At 58.7% G+C, this 17176-nt stretch carries 14 protein-coding genes; 7 read left to right on the top strand and 7 right to left on the bottom strand.

The genetic code is table 11. The features are described 5' to 3' along the window. Positions 1–181: 181 nt before the first annotated feature. The gene (locus tag B723_RS27300) at positions 182–1147 is read left to right on the top strand and encodes an alpha/beta hydrolase (protein WP_017337594.1); all 966 of its coding nucleotides are present in this window, start codon (positions 182–184) and stop codon (positions 1145–1147) included. A 49-nt stretch (positions 1148–1196) separates the two neighbouring features. Here the strand turns inward: B723_RS27300 and B723_RS27295 are convergent, their stop codons facing one another. Further along, a complete protein-coding gene (locus B723_RS27295; RefSeq protein WP_017337595.1) occupies positions 1197–1550 on the bottom strand; it encodes a DUF6124 family protein in 354 nt (117 codons plus the stop codon). A gap of 513 nt (positions 1551–2063) precedes the next feature. On the opposite strand from B723_RS27295, the gene B723_RS33845 reads away from it, so the two are divergent. The 5 genes from B723_RS33845 (at position 2064) to B723_RS27270 (ending at position 5609) form a co-directional block, all read left to right on the top strand. Continuing rightward, complete coding sequence (locus tag B723_RS33845; protein WP_052909720.1) at positions 2064–2252, top strand: hypothetical protein; 189 nt, start codon at positions 2064–2066, stop codon at positions 2250–2252. A gap of 115 nt (positions 2253–2367) precedes the next feature. Then, positions 2368–2736, top strand: coding sequence for a GNAT family N-acetyltransferase (locus tag B723_RS27285; RefSeq protein WP_017337596.1), 369 nt, complete (start codon positions 2368–2370; stop codon positions 2734–2736). A 343-nt stretch (positions 2737–3079) separates the two neighbouring features. Further along, entirely contained in the window at positions 3080–4234 is a 1155-nt protein-coding gene (locus B723_RS27280; protein ID WP_017337597.1) for an MBL fold metallo-hydrolase, read from the top strand. Then, positions 4231–4980, top strand: a complete 750-nt coding sequence (locus B723_RS27275; protein ID WP_017337598.1) for a class I SAM-dependent methyltransferase — start codon at positions 4231–4233, stop codon at positions 4978–4980. Before B723_RS27280 ends, B723_RS27275 begins: the two co-directional genes overlap by 4 nt. A 110-nt stretch (positions 4981–5090) precedes the next feature. Further along, positions 5091–5609, top strand: coding sequence for a hypothetical protein (locus tag B723_RS27270; protein WP_017337599.1), 519 nt, complete (start codon positions 5091–5093; stop codon positions 5607–5609). Positions 5610–5862: 253 nt separating this feature from the next. Here the strand turns inward: B723_RS27270 and B723_RS27265 are convergent, their stop codons facing one another. The 5 genes from B723_RS27265 to pvdM form a co-directional block, all read right to left on the bottom strand. Next, positions 5863–8280 carry a TonB-dependent siderophore receptor gene (locus B723_RS27265; protein ID WP_017337600.1) on the bottom strand — a complete coding sequence of 806 codons (2418 nt, stop codon included), beginning with the start codon at positions 8278–8280 and terminating at the stop codon, positions 5863–5865. Between the two features lie 125 nt (positions 8281–8405). After that, entirely contained in the window at positions 8406–10067 is a 1662-nt protein-coding gene (locus B723_RS27260) for a cyclic peptide export ABC transporter (RefSeq protein ID WP_017337601.1), read from the bottom strand. Between the two features lie 102 nt (positions 10068–10169). After that, positions 10170–11075: a formylglycine-generating enzyme family protein gene (locus B723_RS27255; RefSeq protein WP_017337602.1), complete on the bottom strand. Its 906-nt coding sequence runs from the start codon at positions 11073–11075 to the stop codon at positions 10170–10172. Between the two features lie 29 nt (positions 11076–11104). Then, positions 11105–12385 (bottom strand): aminotransferase class V-fold PLP-dependent enzyme, encoded by a 1281-nt coding sequence (locus B723_RS27250; RefSeq protein ID WP_017337603.1) that lies wholly within the window; start codon positions 12383–12385, stop codon positions 11105–11107. 29 nt (positions 12386–12414) lie between these two features. Then, positions 12415–13764 carry a pyoverdine-tailoring dipeptidase-like protein PvdM gene (gene pvdM, locus B723_RS27245; RefSeq protein ID WP_017337604.1) on the bottom strand — a complete coding sequence of 450 codons (1350 nt, stop codon included), beginning with the start codon at positions 13762–13764 and terminating at the stop codon, positions 12415–12417. A 251-nt stretch (positions 13765–14015) separates the two neighbouring features. Here pvdM and B723_RS27240 point away from each other — a divergent pair, with 251 nt between their 5' ends. After that, a complete protein-coding gene (locus B723_RS27240) occupies positions 14016–15644 on the top strand; it encodes a hypothetical protein (RefSeq protein ID WP_017337605.1) in 1629 nt (542 codons plus the stop codon). 137 nt (positions 15645–15781) lie between these two features. On the opposite strand, the gene B723_RS27235 is transcribed toward B723_RS27240, so the two are convergent. Then, positions 15782–17176, bottom strand: coding sequence for an efflux transporter outer membrane subunit (locus B723_RS27235; protein ID WP_017337606.1), 1395 nt, complete (start codon positions 17174–17176; stop codon positions 15782–15784).

Raw genomic sequence — 17176 nt, 5'->3', positions numbered from 1 at the left:
ACATGTGGCGAGGGAGCTTGCTCCCGCTGGGTCGCGAAGCGGCCCCAAAAAAGGACTGCTGCGCAGCCCAGCGGGAGCAAGCTCCCTCGCCACAGAAGAGCATTGCGCTTGTGTGCCCTAATGAACGGCCTTCACCGTTCGTTTATAGGGCGAGCTTTTTATTTTTTGGAGACGACCGCCCATGGCACTGCACCCGGACATCGAAGGGTTTCTTGAACTGGCCGAGTTCGGCCGCCTCACCGGAAAAAGCCTGCCCATGCACGAGCTGAGTCCGACCGACGCGCGCCAGCAGTTCGAGCAAACCTCGCAGCTGCTCGATGCTGCACCGATGGGCGCGCTGACCGTGACTGCGGTGAGCATTCCGGCCCGCGACGGCCATCTGCTCAACGCGCGCCTCTACGCTCGCCCGTCGCTGGGTACTCAAGAGCGCCCGGTGCTGCTGTATTTCCATGGCGGCGGATACGTGGTCGGCAGCCTCGATTCCCATGACACCCTGTGCCGGCGCCTGGCATTGGCGGGTGGTTTTGCAGTGCTGTCGGCGGATTATCGACTGGCCCCGGAACACCGTTTCCCTACCGCTTACCACGATGCCGAGGACGTGACACGCTGGCTTGCGACTACCGGCGCCAGTGCTTTGGGGCTGGACGCCACGCGCATCGCATTGGCGGGGGACAGCGTCGGTGGCAGCCTGGTGGCCTCATTGTCGATCGCCATCGCGCAGAATCCACAAGCCTGGCCGCTGACGCCACGGCTGCAAGCGTTGTTGTACCCGGTGATCGACGCCGTGGAAAAACGCCCGTCCCTCGCACGTTTTGCCGAAGGCTATCTGCTGGAAGCAACCACGCTGGAATGGTTCTACCAGCAGTATCAACGCAACGCCGATGATCGCCGCGACTGGCGCTTTTCACCGTTGTTTGCCGAGACCTTGCAAGGTCTGACGCCGACGGTGTTGTGGCTGGCCGAATACGACCCGCTGCTCGACGAAGGCCTGGCCTGGGCCGAAAAATTGCGTGCGGCGGGGCAGCCTGTGGTGCTGGACGTGAAGGCGGGAATGACCCATGACTTTGCGCGGATGGGGGAGATGGTTCAGGAAGTGCCGGGGATGCTGGAGCAACTGGCGGGGCAGATTACTGAAAGTCTGGGTTGAGGGGCAGGAATCGTTCCCACGCTCTGGTGGGAACGATCATGTCACCGGACTAATGCGTGTCCTCTATCGGATCCAGATGGTCCAATGCCCGATTCACCGTCAACTCCGCCAGCATGATCACCTGCGAAATGCCCAGCAGTGAATTGCGCGACGACCCCGTCATATGATCAGCCAGATCATTGGCCATCACCTCGGCCGAGGCCAGCGATTCACACGCATAACCCAGCAGGGTTTCGATATCGAATTCCGGATTGACGATGAACATTGTGCTGAGTGTGCGCGGGGTGGGTTTGATGTCGGCGATTGAGGGTTGGAAATCAGGAGTGGGGGCGGTGGGTGAGTCGAGGTTTTCTTTGGGGGAGGCCGGATCGGTTTCCGGCGGGTTTGGTGTGACCTTGGGCATATTTAGATTCCTGTTGTGGGCCGGAACCTCTTCTCTACTAAAAGAAGGGGTGGCAGCTGTACGCAGGTTAGTAGACCGGGGAATCTAAGAAGCCGGCGTGCCCGAGGGCACCCTGCGTACAGCTACCATCAAAATGCAGGAGTAAACCTGATTGATAGCGCGTTGTACGTCTTAGATTAAGCCTCGGGCTACTAAACCCGATCACTGATGGGCAGTGACAGGAATAAAGTTATAGAGAGGACCCATGACGCACAAGCCGGCGGATTCTGGCGTACCTGTAGGCAACGACGCAAGGTGATGTAGCTTTCACGAAGTAACCTGTAGGCCGCTTAAACAAACTATGCCGAACAGCATTAATAAGCGGCTGCACGGTTCCCACACCCAAGGTAAATCGCGTAAATATCGGGGAAATTTCCGACATGTTTTTAGGCTTGGCGGTCGGAAGTTCGGCGTGTAGCGTGGTGGCTCCCCTATTCGCGGGTAGAGGTGTACTTCGTCTCACCGGAGGTGACTATTAGCGCCGACTTTTCCCCCATCGTTTCAGCGTTCGAAACCAAAGAGCAAGCCGTCAGCTATAACCGTCGGTTCCGTGCCAGGGTGCAAGCTTCGCTCGATGATCCACGCTTGAACGTCCCCGCACAGGTGATGACTGAGATGCGAGCGCTGATCGAATCAAAGCGCCACAAGCACGATCAGGGTTGAATGTCGGTTCGACTTGCGGTCGTGCAATTTGTCGTTCAGAAAATGTGCCGACAGACTGGGGCCAACAAGTCGCCTTACTTTACGATCAGCCAACCACAAGGAAAGACGCACTCAAATGGACTGCCTGATCCGAATCGCCACAAGTGAAGATGCAACCGCCATCAGCCAAGTCATCCTTCGCTTGCTGACTCAACGTCGTGTCTACGTCGCGACGATCGGCCATCATATTGTTGCAACCGCCAGCCTTGATCATGGCGTGGTCAGAAGCGTATTCGTCGACCCGACCCAACAAGGGAAGGGCATAGGACGGCAGTTGATGACGATGATTCGGTCAAGTGCCCTCAGCGATGGGGTCAGTCTGTTGCGGGTCCCTTCCTCAATCACGGCAGAAGGCTTTTACGCATCACTTGGCTTCAGAAAAGTCCGAGATGAATTTCACGGAGCGGAACGCACGATCATCATGGAGCTGAAGTTGGGGAAATAGCGCCTTATTGCGCATCTGAAAGACTGTCGTCGGCTTTGAGGTTAATCGGGGTACAATATATATTTTGGGCGTATTTTAATCAGGTTAGTGTCATTAGTGTTTATAAGATAATTAACAAATTTAAACTGATATGTAGCGGATTTTTGTATGTGTTAAGCAAGTTTTGCAAAAGTCTGATGCTAAAGGGTTTTATATTTTAATAGGTGTTTACTTGGTCGGGTGAAGTGTTCTTTTTGTTTTGTTTTATGGGCGATTGCTCGCAAAATAAAAATGAGATATTATGTAGTGTTTGTTTTACGCGTGTTTTTATTGATTTAATTAATGAGTGCGAAGGATCCGGCCGGTGGATATAGAATTTGTTAATCACGCCTCATTATTGCTGAAAGAGAACGAAAGTTATTTCCTTACTGATCCCTGGTATGTTTCACCTGCGTTCGGTGGCTGGATTCAAAACCCCTCGCCCAAGACTGAAGTGATTGAGAAGTTACTCTCTATCCCTGCGAGCAAGCTTAATGTCATTATCTCCCATGGTCACGACGATCACCTGGATGATTTTTTCATTCGCCAACACTTGGCGGACGCCACGTTCTATGTTCCGAAGTTCAAGACCAATGGACTGTCCAAGCGTATTGAGCGGCTCACAGGGCGTTACCCGGTCGAACTGACGGATGAAGCTTATTACGTCGATGGGGTAGAGTTGCGATGCTTCATCAATCCGGAATTTACCGAATATGATTCGGTGGTCACCGTTATTTCTGAAACGGACGCGGTCGTTCATGCAAATGACAACTGGCATGAATACCCTGCGGCCCTGACAGACGCACTTAATAAATGCTTGAGTGTTGTCCCTGTTGAAAATCGATACTTTTTTATTCAGTTTGGTATTGCGGACTGTTTTCCGGTTAATTACCCGTCCTTCGATAGTCAAAGCGCAAACGAGATGATCGAATCTCGCTTCAAGTCTTATCAGGATGCAACCACTGCAAACCTTAAACACCTGGGGCTTGAAAAAGGGTACTACTACGCGAACCAATCGCTGTATCAATATCCCGCTTCTTGGGACAACGGATCACTCTATGATATGGCGCAAGATTTTTTGCGCAGACATCCGGGGCCGTTCGTTCAATGTGCCGCAGGAATCGACGTAAAAACCAGCCAGCCTTATGACGTCTCAAGCGATGAGCTGTTTGATTTTCTGCTGGGGAGACTTGAGCAATTTTTAAATAAGGCAATTGGCGGTCCAACCCCGGTCAAGTTGATGACTTCTTCCAATCAATATGAAAGTGGTTCCGTCGGTTATGAAGCTTCGCGACAGGTGTGGTCGCGGATATTTAATGCCGAGCTGACGCTGGAAGCCATTATCATTGGCGGCATGGGGCTTATACACCGGCCGGATCACAATATATCGAGCATCCACGCCAAGGTTTCCAAGCTGGCCTATCTGATTCAAAGCAAATTCAATTCGAACGGTCTTAACTTTTTAATGGAAAGCAAATGAGAACTCAAGACGGTCAGCTGTTTTTCACCCCTCCCAATCAGGCAGATGCTTATAAAGAACTGCGGGATATTCATGGCGAAATTCATGACATTGCAGGGGAATATTGGAATTGGCCTTCGGTTGCGACGCTGACCAGACCGTCACTGGCACGAATCCTGAACCTTAATTTTCTCTACGATGAAATGCTGCCAGTCGCAGGTTCAATCTGCGAGTTTGGCGTTCATTACGGCAGTAGCCTAGCAACGTTACTCAACCTTAGAGCCATCAAGGAACCCTACAACTACTCCCGGCACATTTTCGGGTTCGATACCTTCAGCGGGTTTGCCGGGGTTGACGAAAAAGATGGCGGAATGGTGAAGTCGGGTGACTTTCATATAGACGATGGCTACGAGAAACTATTAGAACGGCTTCTGCTGGCTCAAGAGTCATTAAGCCCTAATAATCACTTGAAGAAATTTTCCCTGATCAAGGGAGACGCTTCAGTGACTTCGAAACAATGGCTTGAAGATAATCCTCACTCAATCATATCAATGGCCATTTTTGATATGGATGTTTACAAACCGACAAAGGATGTTCTGGAAGCGATCAAGCCAAGATTGTCAAAAGGCTCGATCGTGGTATTTGATGAATTGAATTGCCCGCACTTTCCGGGCGAAACACAAGCCTTGTTTGAGGTGTTTGATATGAACACCATTGAAGTCAAGCGTTCGCCTTTCCTGCCGTACACATCCTATTTCCGCTTGTAAGTATTTCTTGGGGGAAAGCTGAAGCAGATCTGCTGAAGCACCCACAATAGAACACCACTGGGCTGCAAGCGGCCCAGTGGTGCATAGAAGCCGAACGAACAAGGACGATCATGAAAGCGCTTTATGCTGGCTCCCTTCTGTTGCTGATTGCAGGTTGCGCGCAGACTCCGCAATACACCGTCCCAGCCAACGCTCCCCAAGCGCAGATCCGCAGTGAGATGGACGTAACGAACAACCGCCGTAACGGCGCGAGTCTTACGGTGGCACCGGCCATGGATTGCAAGTTCGGGAGGTCGGTGGCGGTGACACCGGGTCGTCAACTGTTCTCGGTCGATAACAAGGCAACCAGCCCCGAAGGTTTTCGCGCCGTCGAAGCGGGCAAACCGCTCCACCTGGTGCTGCAGGGCTGGGCGAGCGGCAACCGCCGCTGCACCGTCGATTTCGTCACCGAGTTCACCCCGGGTGCCCGCTATGTGATCAAGGGCGGCATCGCCGACGGCCCCGATGAAATCGGCGGCTGCAAACTCAGCATCTTTGATATGGCTTCCGGTGCTCGAGTTATTCAGGCCAAGCCATCACAAATGACCAACGGCTGTGCTCTGGATCGGTTGTCGATGCCGACACTTTGAGTGTTGATTCCCGACGCCAACAGTCCAACTCTCTAGGGGCGCGGCAATCGGTGTGATTGGGATGTTAGCCACGGCTGTTCTAGGGGGAGTAACGCTGTACCTGAAGTTCAAGGACCAAGTAGGCAACCTGACAGTACGGTGAAGTGAGCGAGGCTGAATCGACGAACGTTATTCGACTTGATCAACCAGCCCCGAAAATACCACCGGGCCGCTTGCGGCCCGGTGGTATGTAGGTTTTTGACGATCCCGAAACTCAGTACTGAGCCCGCAACGTCAACGTCAAATTCCGCGGATCCCCATAGAAGTTAGTCCCCCACGACCCATCCACGCGATCATAGTACTTGCGATCAAACAGGTTGTTGCCAGTCAGTGTCGCCGACAGGTTCTCGTTGAACTTGTAGCCCACCTGCGCGGTGGCGATGCCGTAGCCGCTTTGTTCGAAGCGCACATCACGCTGGTACCAGGTCTTGCTGACCACGCGCACGCCGCCGCCGACGCTGAAGTCTTTGAGCGCGCCATCGGTGAAGTCGTATTTGGTCCACAGGTTGAAGTTGTGTTTAGGCGTGATGGTGCTGAAGGTGTTGCCTTCGGTGGCGTCGTCAGATTTCACCAATTTGGTGCTGGTGAAGGCGTAGCCGGTGACGATGCTCCAGTTGTCGGTCAGGTTACCGCTCAACTCGGTTTCCCAGCCCTGGCTGCGTGCCTTGCCTTGTGCTTCGTTTCCACCTGTATCGGCGTTGAACTCGGCGCGGTTTTCATCGTAGATGCGGAACATCGCGATGCTGGCGTTCAGGCGGCCGTCGTAGAATTCGCGCTTGAGGCCGATTTCATATTGCTTGCCTTTGCGCGGTCCGATGGGCGTGTTGTCGCTGCCGAGTTCGCTTTGTGGCTTGAACACACCGGTGTAGCTGGCGTAGGCCGACAGTTCCGGGGTCAGCTTGGCGATGATGGCGCCGTACGGCACGACCTTGCGGTTGATGCTGGTGTGGGCCTCGCCGAAATTGTTGAAGAAGGCGTTGGCGTTCTTGGCGTCGCTTTCGTACCAGGTCACGCGGCTGCCACCGATCACGTCGAGCCAGTCGGTGACGTTGAACTTGGCGCGGGTGTAGAGGCCGTACTGGTCGGATTTGGACCAGTTACCGTTGACCCGCTCATAGTCGTTCTTGGGAATATCGATACTGCCCGGGTTGTAGACGTTGATCGGGAAGTACTCGCCGCCACCGTATTCGAAGTCTTTGTCCAAGTGCTGATACTCGGCGCCCACGGTGAACTCGTGCTGGCGATCAGCAAACTCGAATGGCGTGGTCACGAAGCTGTCGACGCCGATGGTCTTGATGTGGGTGTAGTAGTCGTACGCCACGGCCGAGCTATCACCCGTAGCCGGATCGACCGTACCGTCGGCCCAGGTGAAGTTTCGCTGCGGCGTTTCAGCGTCGCGGTAGGTGACGGTGGTCTTGAACTGACCGCCGTTGTCCAGCGCGTGATCGACCTCGGCGAAGGATTCCCAGACTTTCTCGTTCAGGGTGTTCCACTTGGCATCGACGAAGGTCGAGCGCGACACGTCCAGCAACTTGCCGTCGGCAAAGGCTGGCAAACCGAACGCTGGCGTGGAGTGGTTTTGCTGGTAGGCGCCGCCGACCGACAGGGTAGTGGACGGGTCGAGGTCGAATTCCAGGCGACCATAGACCATCGGGCGTTCGTTCTGGGCGGAGTCGACGAAGGATTTGTTGTTCTCGTAAGCGGTGATGAAGCGACCGCGCACGGTGCCCTGATCGTTCAACGGGCCGGTGACGTCCACCATGGAGCGGTAGTGGTCATAGGAACCTGCGCCCAGTTCGCCGCCGAGGGCGAATTTGTTCAGGGCGCGCTTGCGCACCACGTTGATGGTGCCGCCGGGTTCGCCAGCGCCTTGATACAGGCCCGATGGGCCACGCAGCACTTCGACGCGGTCGTACATGGCGAGGTCGAAGCTGGTGCCCATGTCGCCCTGGCCGGTCGGTTGCGACACGCCGTCAACCTGCACCTGGTCGACGAGGAAGCCGCGCATGTAGACGTCGTTCAGGCTGGAACCGGAGTTGTACGTCTTGATGGTGACACCGGTGACCTGGCGCATCGCGTCTTGCAGGCTGTTCATGTTCTGGTCGTCCATGCGCTGGCGCGTGACGACGGACACCGACTGCGGAATGTCCTTGAGCTTGATATTGCCCTTGCCGATGCTGACTTCATCGGACGTGTAGGAATGCGTGCCTTCAGTCGTCGGCCCCGGTGCCACGCCGGAAATCGCGGTCGCGCCCAGTTGCAGCGCGCTGGAGTTTCCCGCAATTGGAACCAGCGAGACAGTGTTGCCAGTCAGTTGAAACGTAATGCCGCTCCCCAGCAGCAATGTGTTCAATGCCTGTTCCGGCTCCAGATTGCCGGAGACCGCTGTCGATTTGAGGCCGTTGACCATGTCCTGGCTGTACAGGATTTGCAGGTCGGTCTGTTGACCCAGTTGCTGCAGGGCGCTGGCCAGCGACTGCGAAGGAACGTTGACGTTCACCGGCGCTGCCTGGACTTCAGACGTGCCCAGCAGCAACAGGGTCAGCAACGCACCCGGTACGACTGTTCGGAATTTCTTTTGCGACGCGATGGCCATTGCCAACGGCGCGCGGGACAGGGTAGGGCTTTGCATTGCTCAAATCGCTCCTGAGGTGTGCAGTTATTTTAGTTAATGATAATTATTATTAGACGCGTCGCCGCGGTGAAACCGGAAAACAAACTCCGAAAAATCGTCGGGCGATGCGATTTCAGCCGAACTCAGGCGGTTGCCCGCTCCGTCACCACGCGGCCCGACTCCATGCGCACCAGCTGATCGGCCATGTCGAAATAGCGATCGTCGTGGGAGATGACGATGATGGTTTTGCCCAGGCGCTTGAGGTCCGGAAGCAGCTCTGTGTAGAAGATCCGGCGGAAGGTCGGGTCCTGGTCGGCCGCCCATTCGTCGAACACCAGCACCGGCCGTTCCTCCAGCCAGGCATTCACCAGCGCCAGGCGTTTACGCTGGCCGGTGGACAGGTCGGTGGTGGTGAAACTGCCGTCCTTGACGCTGACCTTGTGCGCGATTTCCAGGCGTTGCAGGTAGGTGTTGGCGTCTTCGGGGATGTGCTGGTCGCCCTGCACCACGTCATCGAACAGGTAGTAGTCGGCAAAAATCGTGGTGAACAATTGGCGGTAGTCGTCACGGTTCTGCGCGTCGATGCTGTCGCCGTTGAGCAGGATGGCGCCCTGTTGCGGCGCATACAGGCCGAGCAGCAATTTGATCAGCGTGGTCTTGCCGCAGCCGTTTTCGCCGACGATGAAAATGATGTCGCCCTGTTCGATGGTCAGGTTCACCGGCCCGAGGCGGAACGCTTCGCTGCCTGGTGCGGCGGGGAAGGCATAGCTGACGTTGTCCAGTTGCAGGCTGTTGACCACGGCAGGTTTCTTGCCGGTATCGTTGAGCAGCAGGTGCGGTTCGGGCGAAGAGAACTGGTTCGACAGTTCGGCGATGCGGCGGAAGGCAATCCGCGCCCGGCTGACCACCGGCAAGGTGCCCACCAGATGCTCGATCGGGCCTTTCATGTACAGCAGCACCAGTACGAAGCCGCTCATCACCGACTTGTCGGCGCTCGGCCAGAACGATTGCAGGGCCAGCGCCAGGCCGATGACCACGAAGAACAGCATCGACCCCAGGGTCTTGGCGATCACGAAGGTATTGATCGAGCGCACTTGGGTGTTGCAGATGAAGTCGGCCGTGCCCTGGATACCCGAGGTGAACATGCGCTGGCGGCGCGGACGGTGAATGCGCAGTTCCTTGGCGCCGCCGGCGATGGCGTTGTAGTGCTTTTGCAATTCGTCTTCGGCGTCGCGGGCGGCCATGAAGCCTTTGATGCCCTTGGCCTGTGCGTAGAACTGGATGCCGGTGCCGATGGCAATCGCCAGCACCATCATCAGGAACATCGGCCACGACAGCAGCGCAAGGTAGCCCATGCAACCGAGGGTTACGGTCAGGGAAATGGCCAGCGGCGCGAAGGCGAAGGCGAAGTCGCTGATGGTGTCGACGTCATGGGTCAGCACCGGGATCAAGCGGTGGCTGCGATAGCGTTCGATCTGTTCGATGGGGGCCGATAGAACCTTTTCCCCCAGCTCTTTGCGCAGCTTGGCAATGATGTGCTGGCCGACATAGTTGGTGCCGATGTCCGAGCAGATCGAACTTGCCAGCGCCAACAGGCAGAGGCCGCCGAACAGCGCAACCACGCCTTGGGTCAGGCCGCTTTGCGAATGCAGCGCGTTGTTGATCGTGGCCAGCAGCACCGTCACGCTCAGACCGCCCACCATGCCCAGAATGATCGACAGGCTGACCACCAGCCGGAACGGTTTCAGGAGGGTGAACAATTCATGAATTGCACCGCGCGCAGGCTGGGTCTTGAGGAAATGCATTTGAGGACGGTCCCTTGGGTCGTGAGGCATACCCAGTAGAACGTGTGGTCGGGCGTTTAATTTAGACGGCCGCCGACTGGCGGCGGCCGTAGGGGGAGGGGCTCAGCCTTTGGACGGCAGCTCGCGCACCACACGGAAACCGATCCAGTCGCCACGGGTTTGCGGGTAGATGTTGTTGCGGTTGCCGGAACGCGAGAACACCGGCGCTTCGCCCCAGTCGTTGCCGCGAATCTGCAGGGCTTCGCAGTTGGGTTCGACCCACGCGCTGCCATCGGTGGGGGCGCCGACGTAATCGCTGTGTTCGCAGTCGGCGATCCACTCGTAGACGTTGCCGTGCATGTCGTACAGGCCGAAGGCGTTGGGTGGGAAGCTGCCGGCCGGGGAGGTGTAGCTGTAGCCGTCGGTTGGCCCGTAAGTATTGGCATGGGTGGCGATGCTGTACTCGGTGCCTTCGTCGAACGGGAACGGGAACGGCCCCGTTGAACCGGCGCGGGCGGCGTACTCGCGCTGGGCCTCGCTGACGATGTGGTAATGCTGGCCGGTCTTGAGCGACAGCCACGCGACATACGCGCTGACCTCGGCGAAGTTCATGCACACCGCCGGCTGACGCGGGCCCTGTGGATAACGTGGCTTGCTGTTGATGCACTCGCGACCGGGGCGGGTGTCGCCATCGGGAAGGGTGATCCCGGTTTCCTTCATGTATTGGTCCCATTCACCGGCGGTGATCTGGTAACGGCTCATGGCGAACGGCTTGGCGAACGTCACTTCGTGCATCGGGCCTTCATCGGGCTCGCGACCGACTTCACCTTCCGGCGTGCCCATGGTGAAGGTGCCGGCGGGCAGCACCACCATTTCCGGGCAGTTGCGGCAGTCCTTGAACACTGTGCCCGGCAGCGGCGCAGTGGAAGCCAGGGCTGCGCCGGGCAACGCGGGGCCGAGCAATGCCAGCAGGGTCAGCGCCCGCCATTGCGGGTTCGGCGCTCCGAGTCTGTGCAGGATGTTTTTCATGAGCATTCTCGCTAAAGGAAATCTGCGTTTCAGAGTGTGCTGCCCAACAGCGCCATGACGCGATCGATGTGCGCCTCGGTGTTGAGCAGACCTGGGGACAGACGAATGATCGGGCCGACATCGCGGTCGACGGCATCACAGACCACGCGCTGGTCCATCAGGAAGTTGGCGACTTCCTCGCAGTCGCGGTTCTTGATCCGGAAGAACGTGAAGCCGGCGGAATACTCGGGCGACAGCGGCGTGACGAGCTCCACCGACGAATGTTCCTGCAAGCGCCTTTTCAGGTAGCTGTTGATCTCGTGAATGCGCGCCTGAACCTCGGCCTTGCCCAGGTCCAGATGCAATTTGAACGCTTCGGTCAGCGCCCAGCGGTGTTCAAACGAGTGATAGCCGCCGTAGGTCATCACGGTCGAAAACGTGGTGGCTTCGGAGAACGTCGGAATGGTCGGCGTGATGTCCTTCATCTCGTCCGAGCGCGCGCAAATGATCCCGGTGCCCCGTGGGCCGAACATCCATTTGTGGGTGCCGGCGATGAAGTAGTCGCAATGCATGTCCGGGAAGTCGAGGTTTTCCACGCCGAAACCGTGGACGCCATCGACCACATAAAGGATGCGATCCTTTTCCTCACGGTCGCGGTTTTTCTCGGCGACCAGTTTGCCGATCTCGCCGATGGGCAGCTTCACACCGCTGCCGGAGTGCACCCAGGTCATGCCGAGCACGCGGGTTTCGGGGCGGATGTTGCGGGCAATCGAAGCCAATATTTCGTCGGTCGAAACCTTGGACGGGTCTTCGAACAATTTGATTTTGCGAACCTGGGTGCCGTCCTTTTGTGTGCGGAATTCAAACACGCTGTTGGCGGCGTAGTGCTCATGTTCGCTGGTCAGGATTTCCTGATCCGGGCGCACATGGATGCCGGCGTAAATCATTGCCAGACCTTCGGTGGTGCTGCCGGTCAGGGCGATCTGCGACGGCTTGGCTTTCAGGTAACGGCCGGCCCACACGCGGACTTCTTCTTCGCGGCGTTCGGTCTCGCCGCGATGCCAGTCCATCGCCAGGCCCGGGTTACGGTCGAGGTTGGCGCGGTGCATCTCGATCGCCTCGCGCACCGGCCGGGGGTGTGAGGTCACCAGAAAGTTGGCGAAGTGCAGGTAATCGGGGTCCTGGTCGAACAGCTGACGGAACTGCGCCCATTTGTCTTTGGGCAGCGGCGCCGGCATGGCGGCCAGCGCGGGCAGGCTGACGGCGGAGCTCAGGGGGATGCCGGCCGCGATAACGCCAGCCTGCTTGAGGAAGGTACGACGGTTGGTCATGAATTCGGTTCGCTTGGCAAAGGTGAATGTCAGTGTTTGGCGACAGGCCGGGAAGACTTCTGCACCTGGTCCCAGACCCGCAGGAAATTGCCGCCCCAGAGCTTGGCAATGTCGGCCTCGCTGTAGCCGCGACTGATCAACTCGGCGGTCACGTTGCGTGCCTCGCTTACGTCTTTCCAGCCGTTCAGGCCGCCACCGTCGTTGAAGTCGGAGCTGATGCCGACGTGATCGATGCCGATTTTCTTTACCGCATAGTCGATGGCGTCGCCGTAATCCTTGAGCGTGGCCTTGGGTTCTTCATCGATGATGCCGTAGAGCTGACTGGCGTATTCGCCGAAACGCTGTTCCGACCACACGGTGATCACCGGGTCGCCCGGCATCAGCGCCATCTCCAGGCCTTGCAGCGGTTGCAGGTCGAAACGGGCGCGCAGGGCGTTGAGTTTGTCTTGAGTGTCTTGGCTCAACGGCTTGATGTAGGTCGGGAAGCCGACGATCTGCACCACGCCGCCGCTGTTCTTGATCAGCTGCATTTCCTGGTCGCTGAGGTTGCGCGGGATGTCCACCAGCGCCCGTGGCGCCGAGTGCGAGGCGACCATCGGCGCGCGGCTCAATTGACTGACTTGCTCAAGCGCTTTGGTCGACATTTGCGACACGTCAATGATCACGCCGAGGTCGTTCAGGCGATGCACCGCTTGCTTGCCCAGCGCCGACAAACCGCCCAGGGCGTCACGGGAATCATTGAAAAACGGCAGCGGCCGGGACGAATCGGCCCAGGCGTTATTGCCCACGTAACTGAAGCCGAACATGCGCATCCCGCGGGCGGCCCACTTGTCCAGCGCGTTGACGTCGTTACCCAGCGGGTAGGCGTTGAGCATGCTGATGAACACGGCGAACTTGCCCTCGCCGTGCAGGCGCCGGAAATCGTCCGGGGTGTAGGCGATGGCGACCTGATTGGGGAAGTCGCGCACCAGGGTGTTGATGATTTTGTAGCGGGTTTCCTGCTCGTGACGGGCTTCGTCGATGAACCCGGCCGTTGGACGATGCGGGGCGTTATCGCCGTTCCAGATTTCCGGCCAGCCGAAAATGGTCAGCGCCGCGCCTGACAGGCGACCGCGTGCGGCCTTGACCAGGTCGAACTGGCCGCTGCCGTCCTTGTCGGCCTCGTTTTCGGCGGTGCCGAAATCCATCGGGACGGTGATGTGGCTGTCGAACGAGAGGATGCGCTCTTGCAGTTCATCGGCCTGTTTCATTACCGCGACCGGGTAGCCGGGGTTGTCGTTGAGCCAATAGTCCCAGGCCGCAAATCCTGCCGCGCCGGCGATGGCCAGCGCCAGGGGCAGGCCAATGAAAAGAGCCTTTTTCGAACGAGGTTTTGTCATTGCCATCTCAGTCAGGTTCGCCGTCGAGGGTGCAGGCGCGGAGCCTTTGCTATCTGGGAAGAACGAGTGGCCAAGGCCAGAATTTAGTCGTTTGTGCGAGCGTCATCGCGAGCAGGCTCGCTCCCACACTGATTGAGTGAACGCAAGATCACCTGTGGGAGCGAGGCAGCTCGCGATGCTTCTAAATTTGTCGAGTCAACAAACGTTCTAGCTTGGATAAAGCCTGCTCCATGGCTGACACAGGTAGGGCAATGACGATTTCTCGACGATGGTTCCTGGCGGGTCTGGCACTGACCGGCGCCGCCGTGCCTGCGGCGTATTACGGGCATCGCGAACTGACAAAACCGGACCCGACGATTACCCCCGGCGAAGCGTCATTCGACGTCGCGGATGTGGCCGGGCAGCGGTTGGCCAACTCGCTGCAGGGTGTCTGGAACATTCGTTTCGAAGGCCGTGACGCCGGCCTCGATGGGTTGCCTCGCGAGGGGCTGCAGGTGTTGCTCGATATCGGCCACAAGGGCCGTGGGCTCAATGGCTTTCTCGATACCTTTGATGCGCTGCGCGGCGAACCGACACCGCGCTATCGCGTCCTCGGCGATCTGGCCGGCCCGAACACCACCGAGTTGAGCTGGCGCCTGATCGATAGCCGATCCCCGACGGGGACGCCGGACTATGAATTCACCTTCACGCTGGACGAAGTCTGGGCCGCGTTCGGCAATGCCGGCAGCGGCACATTGAGTGGGCGCGTGCTGCGTCTGGATCGTCCGCTGGCCTTGACCGCTCAGGACAATCGCTTCGTCGCGGTCAAACAAGTGTTCCCTGAGGCGCGCGAACGCACAGGCCTGGGTCCGGCGTTGCTGGGGTGGCTGATTTCGCCCGAGCACCGCTTGTTTCACCAGCTCTGGCACGCTTCGCGAGACAAATGGCACACCTTGCCCGAGGACAAACGCAACGCCTTGCGTGGTATCGGCTGGCAGCCGGGGCGGCGGGACAAGGAGCGCGATGCGCGGGGGCCGCGCAAGGACCGCAATGGCTCGGGCATCGACTTTTTCTTCATGCACCGGCATATGCTCGGCACCGCGCGCTCCTTGCAGGACCTGCCATCCTGGCAGCAGTTTCCGTTGCCGCAACCGGAGTTGGTGCGTGATCGCCAGGGTTTTGCCCGTTACTTCGACAACCACGACGGCACCGCGCTGCCACCGGCCTGGCGCGCCGACGACGATGATGAATACTCGCAGTGGGTCGCCGATCTCAAGACCGCCGAGACCTATCACAGCAATTTTCAGGTCTGGGAATCGCGCTACCGTGACCCGCGTTACTTGTCGAAACTGACCTTGGGGCAGTTCGGTTCCGAGGTCGAACTGGGCCTGCATGACTGGCTGCACATGCGCTGGGCATCGGTGCCTCGCGACCCGTCCAACGGCCAGCCTGTGCCGTTCGCGCGGGACACCGCAGACTTTTCCGCCCGTTGGTTCGCGGCGGAAAACGACTTTCTTGGCGACCCGTTTTCCTCCCATGTGAACCCGGTGTTCTGGCATTTCCACGGCTGGATCGACGACCGTCTCGAGGACTGGTTCCGGGCGCATGAGCGCTTTCATCCGGGGGAGGTCAGTCGGCTGGAGGTCAATGGTGTGGCGTGGTTCGCCCCCGGTCGCTGGGTCGAAATCGACGATCCGTGGCTTGGCCCGAGCACCCACGGTTGCAACACCACGCCGGGGTTGCAGGCGGGCAAGTCGGTGGAAATGGACCCGGAAACCATGAAGCTGGCGCTGCGGATTACCTTTGGCGAAGACGAGAAGAAGCTGGAGGATCTGTTTAGAAAGGTGCCGCAACGGCCGTGGTATGCGCGAAACCTGAAGGCCAAGCCGATGACCAGTTAAGCCAGAGATACCGCGTTATCGTTCAATCGCGAGCAGGCTCGCTCCCGCAGGATTTCGATGTGCCGCATGATTGGGGCATGGCACATAACCTGTGGGAGCGAGCCTGCTCGCGATGGCGGACTCACTGGCGCTGCAATTCACAAAACCTGCCACCCACCCCCAAGCGCCTTGTACAACGCAATACTCGCCTGCAACCTCGACAACCGCAGTTGCACATTCAAATCCTGCGCCGCATACAACGTGCGCTGCGTCTCCAGCACCGTCAGCAAATCCTCGGCCCCGGCCTGATAGCGGCTTTGCGCAATGTCGAACGCCGTTTGTGCCTGGCTCAACTCTTCACTTTGCCATTGGCGCTGGGCATCCAGTCCGCGGATACCGGTCAGGGCTTTTTCCACGTCGGCAAAGCCGTTGATGATTGCACCGCGGTAGGTTTCCAGCAGTTCTTCCTGGCGCGCCGTGGCTTTGTCGCGTTCGGCGCCGAGGCGGCCATTGTTGAAAATCGGCGCGACCAATCCGGCGGTGAGGTTGTAGAACGGGCTGCGCAGCACATCGTTGAAGGTGTCGGCGCCAGAGCCGATCTGGGCGCTCAATGTCACCGTGGGCAGCATTTTCGCCCGGGCCACGGTCACGTCGGCCCGGGCCGCCGCCAACTGCGCCTCGGCACGGGCAATGTCCGGGCGCCGATTGAGCAAGTCGCTGGGCACGCCCGCGCCGATGGCCGGCCAACAGAGCTGTTCGAAGCGCTGATCGTCGAGCTTCAACTCCTGAACCGGACGGCCGAGGAGGGCAGCGAGGGTGATCCGCGCTTCGTCGGCTTGTTGCTGAACCAGCGGCAACTGCCGTTGTTGCGCGGCCACCAGGCTCTTTTGCTGGGCCAGCTCCAGGGCGGTGGCCGAGCCTGAGTCGAAGCGGGTTTGTACCAGGCTCAACACCTTTTGCGCATTCGCCAGATTGAGCTGCGCGATACGGTGCTGCTCTTGCAGCGACAGGGCTTGCGCATAGGTGCTGGCGACCGCGCTGAGCAGCGTCAATTCCACCGTGTCGCGATCGAACTCACTGGCCCGCAGGCCGAATTGCGCACTGTCGCGGGAGGCGCGCTGGCCGCCCCAGAAATCGATTTCATAACTGGCGCTGAGGCTGGCGTCGAAGTAATCCACCGCCTTGTTACTGTCGTCGGCATCCAGTTGGCTATAGCCGTTGCCGCGCATCAGCTTCTGGCGATTGGCGTTCATCGCTCCCTTCACTTCCGGCAGCAGCGAGCCGCCCGCAATCACCGTCGTCGCCCGGGCCTGACGAACCCGCGCCAGTGCCGCCGCCAGGTCATAGCTGCCGACGCGGGCCTGTTCGATCAGTTGATCGAGCTGCGGGCTGCCAAAGTGCGTCCACCACCGGGCGTTGCTCAACACAGCGTTTTCACGGTGCGCCGACTGCCAGGCGGGCGGCGCCTGCAGGCCACTGTCCTGACGCGGGTCCGGGCTGGCGCACGCGCTGAGCAACACGCAGAGGGTCAACAGGCTGAGTGGCGCTTTCAT

The sequence above is a fragment of the Pseudomonas fluorescens NCIMB 11764 genome (assembly GCF_000293885.2).
GTDB lineage: Bacteria > Pseudomonadota > Gammaproteobacteria > Pseudomonadales > Pseudomonadaceae > Aquipseudomonas > Aquipseudomonas fluorescens_B.
This window is presented reverse-complemented; position numbering and strand designations above follow the sequence as displayed.

What these genes read in the sequence shown, in the direction of transcription:
- B723_RS27255 (WP_017337602.1), bottom strand. Translation starts at nt 11,075, where the DNA reads ATGAAAAACATCCTGCACAGACTCGGAGCGCCGAACCCGCAATGGCGG.
- B723_RS27240 (WP_017337605.1), top strand. Translation starts at nt 14,016, where the DNA reads ATGACGATTTCTCGACGATGGTTCCTGGCGGGTCTGGCACTGACCGGC.
- pvdM (WP_017337604.1), bottom strand. Translation starts at nt 13,764, where the DNA reads ATGACAAAACCTCGTTCGAAAAAGGCTCTTTTCATTGGCCTGCCCCTG.
- B723_RS27285 (WP_017337596.1), top strand. Translation starts at nt 2,368, where the DNA reads ATGGACTGCCTGATCCGAATCGCCACAAGTGAAGATGCAACCGCCATC.
- B723_RS27235 (WP_017337606.1), bottom strand. Translation starts at nt 17,176, where the DNA reads ATGAAAGCGCCACTCAGCCTGTTGACCCTCTGCGTGTTGCTCAGCGCG.
- B723_RS27275 (WP_017337598.1), top strand. Translation starts at nt 4,231, where the DNA reads ATGAGAACTCAAGACGGTCAGCTGTTTTTCACCCCTCCCAATCAGGCA.
- B723_RS27250 (WP_017337603.1), bottom strand. Translation starts at nt 12,385, where the DNA reads ATGACCAACCGTCGTACCTTCCTCAAGCAGGCTGGCGTTATCGCGGCC.
- B723_RS27300 (WP_017337594.1), top strand. Translation starts at nt 182, where the DNA reads ATGGCACTGCACCCGGACATCGAAGGGTTTCTTGAACTGGCCGAGTTC.
- B723_RS27295 (WP_017337595.1), bottom strand. Translation starts at nt 1,550, where the DNA reads ATGCCCAAGGTCACACCAAACCCGCCGGAAACCGATCCGGCCTCCCCC.
- B723_RS27270 (WP_017337599.1), top strand. Translation starts at nt 5,091, where the DNA reads ATGAAAGCGCTTTATGCTGGCTCCCTTCTGTTGCTGATTGCAGGTTGC.
- B723_RS27265 (WP_017337600.1), bottom strand. Translation starts at nt 8,280, where the DNA reads ATGCAAAGCCCTACCCTGTCCCGCGCGCCGTTGGCAATGGCCATCGCG.
- B723_RS27260 (WP_017337601.1), bottom strand. Translation starts at nt 10,067, where the DNA reads ATGCATTTCCTCAAGACCCAGCCTGCGCGCGGTGCAATTCATGAATTG.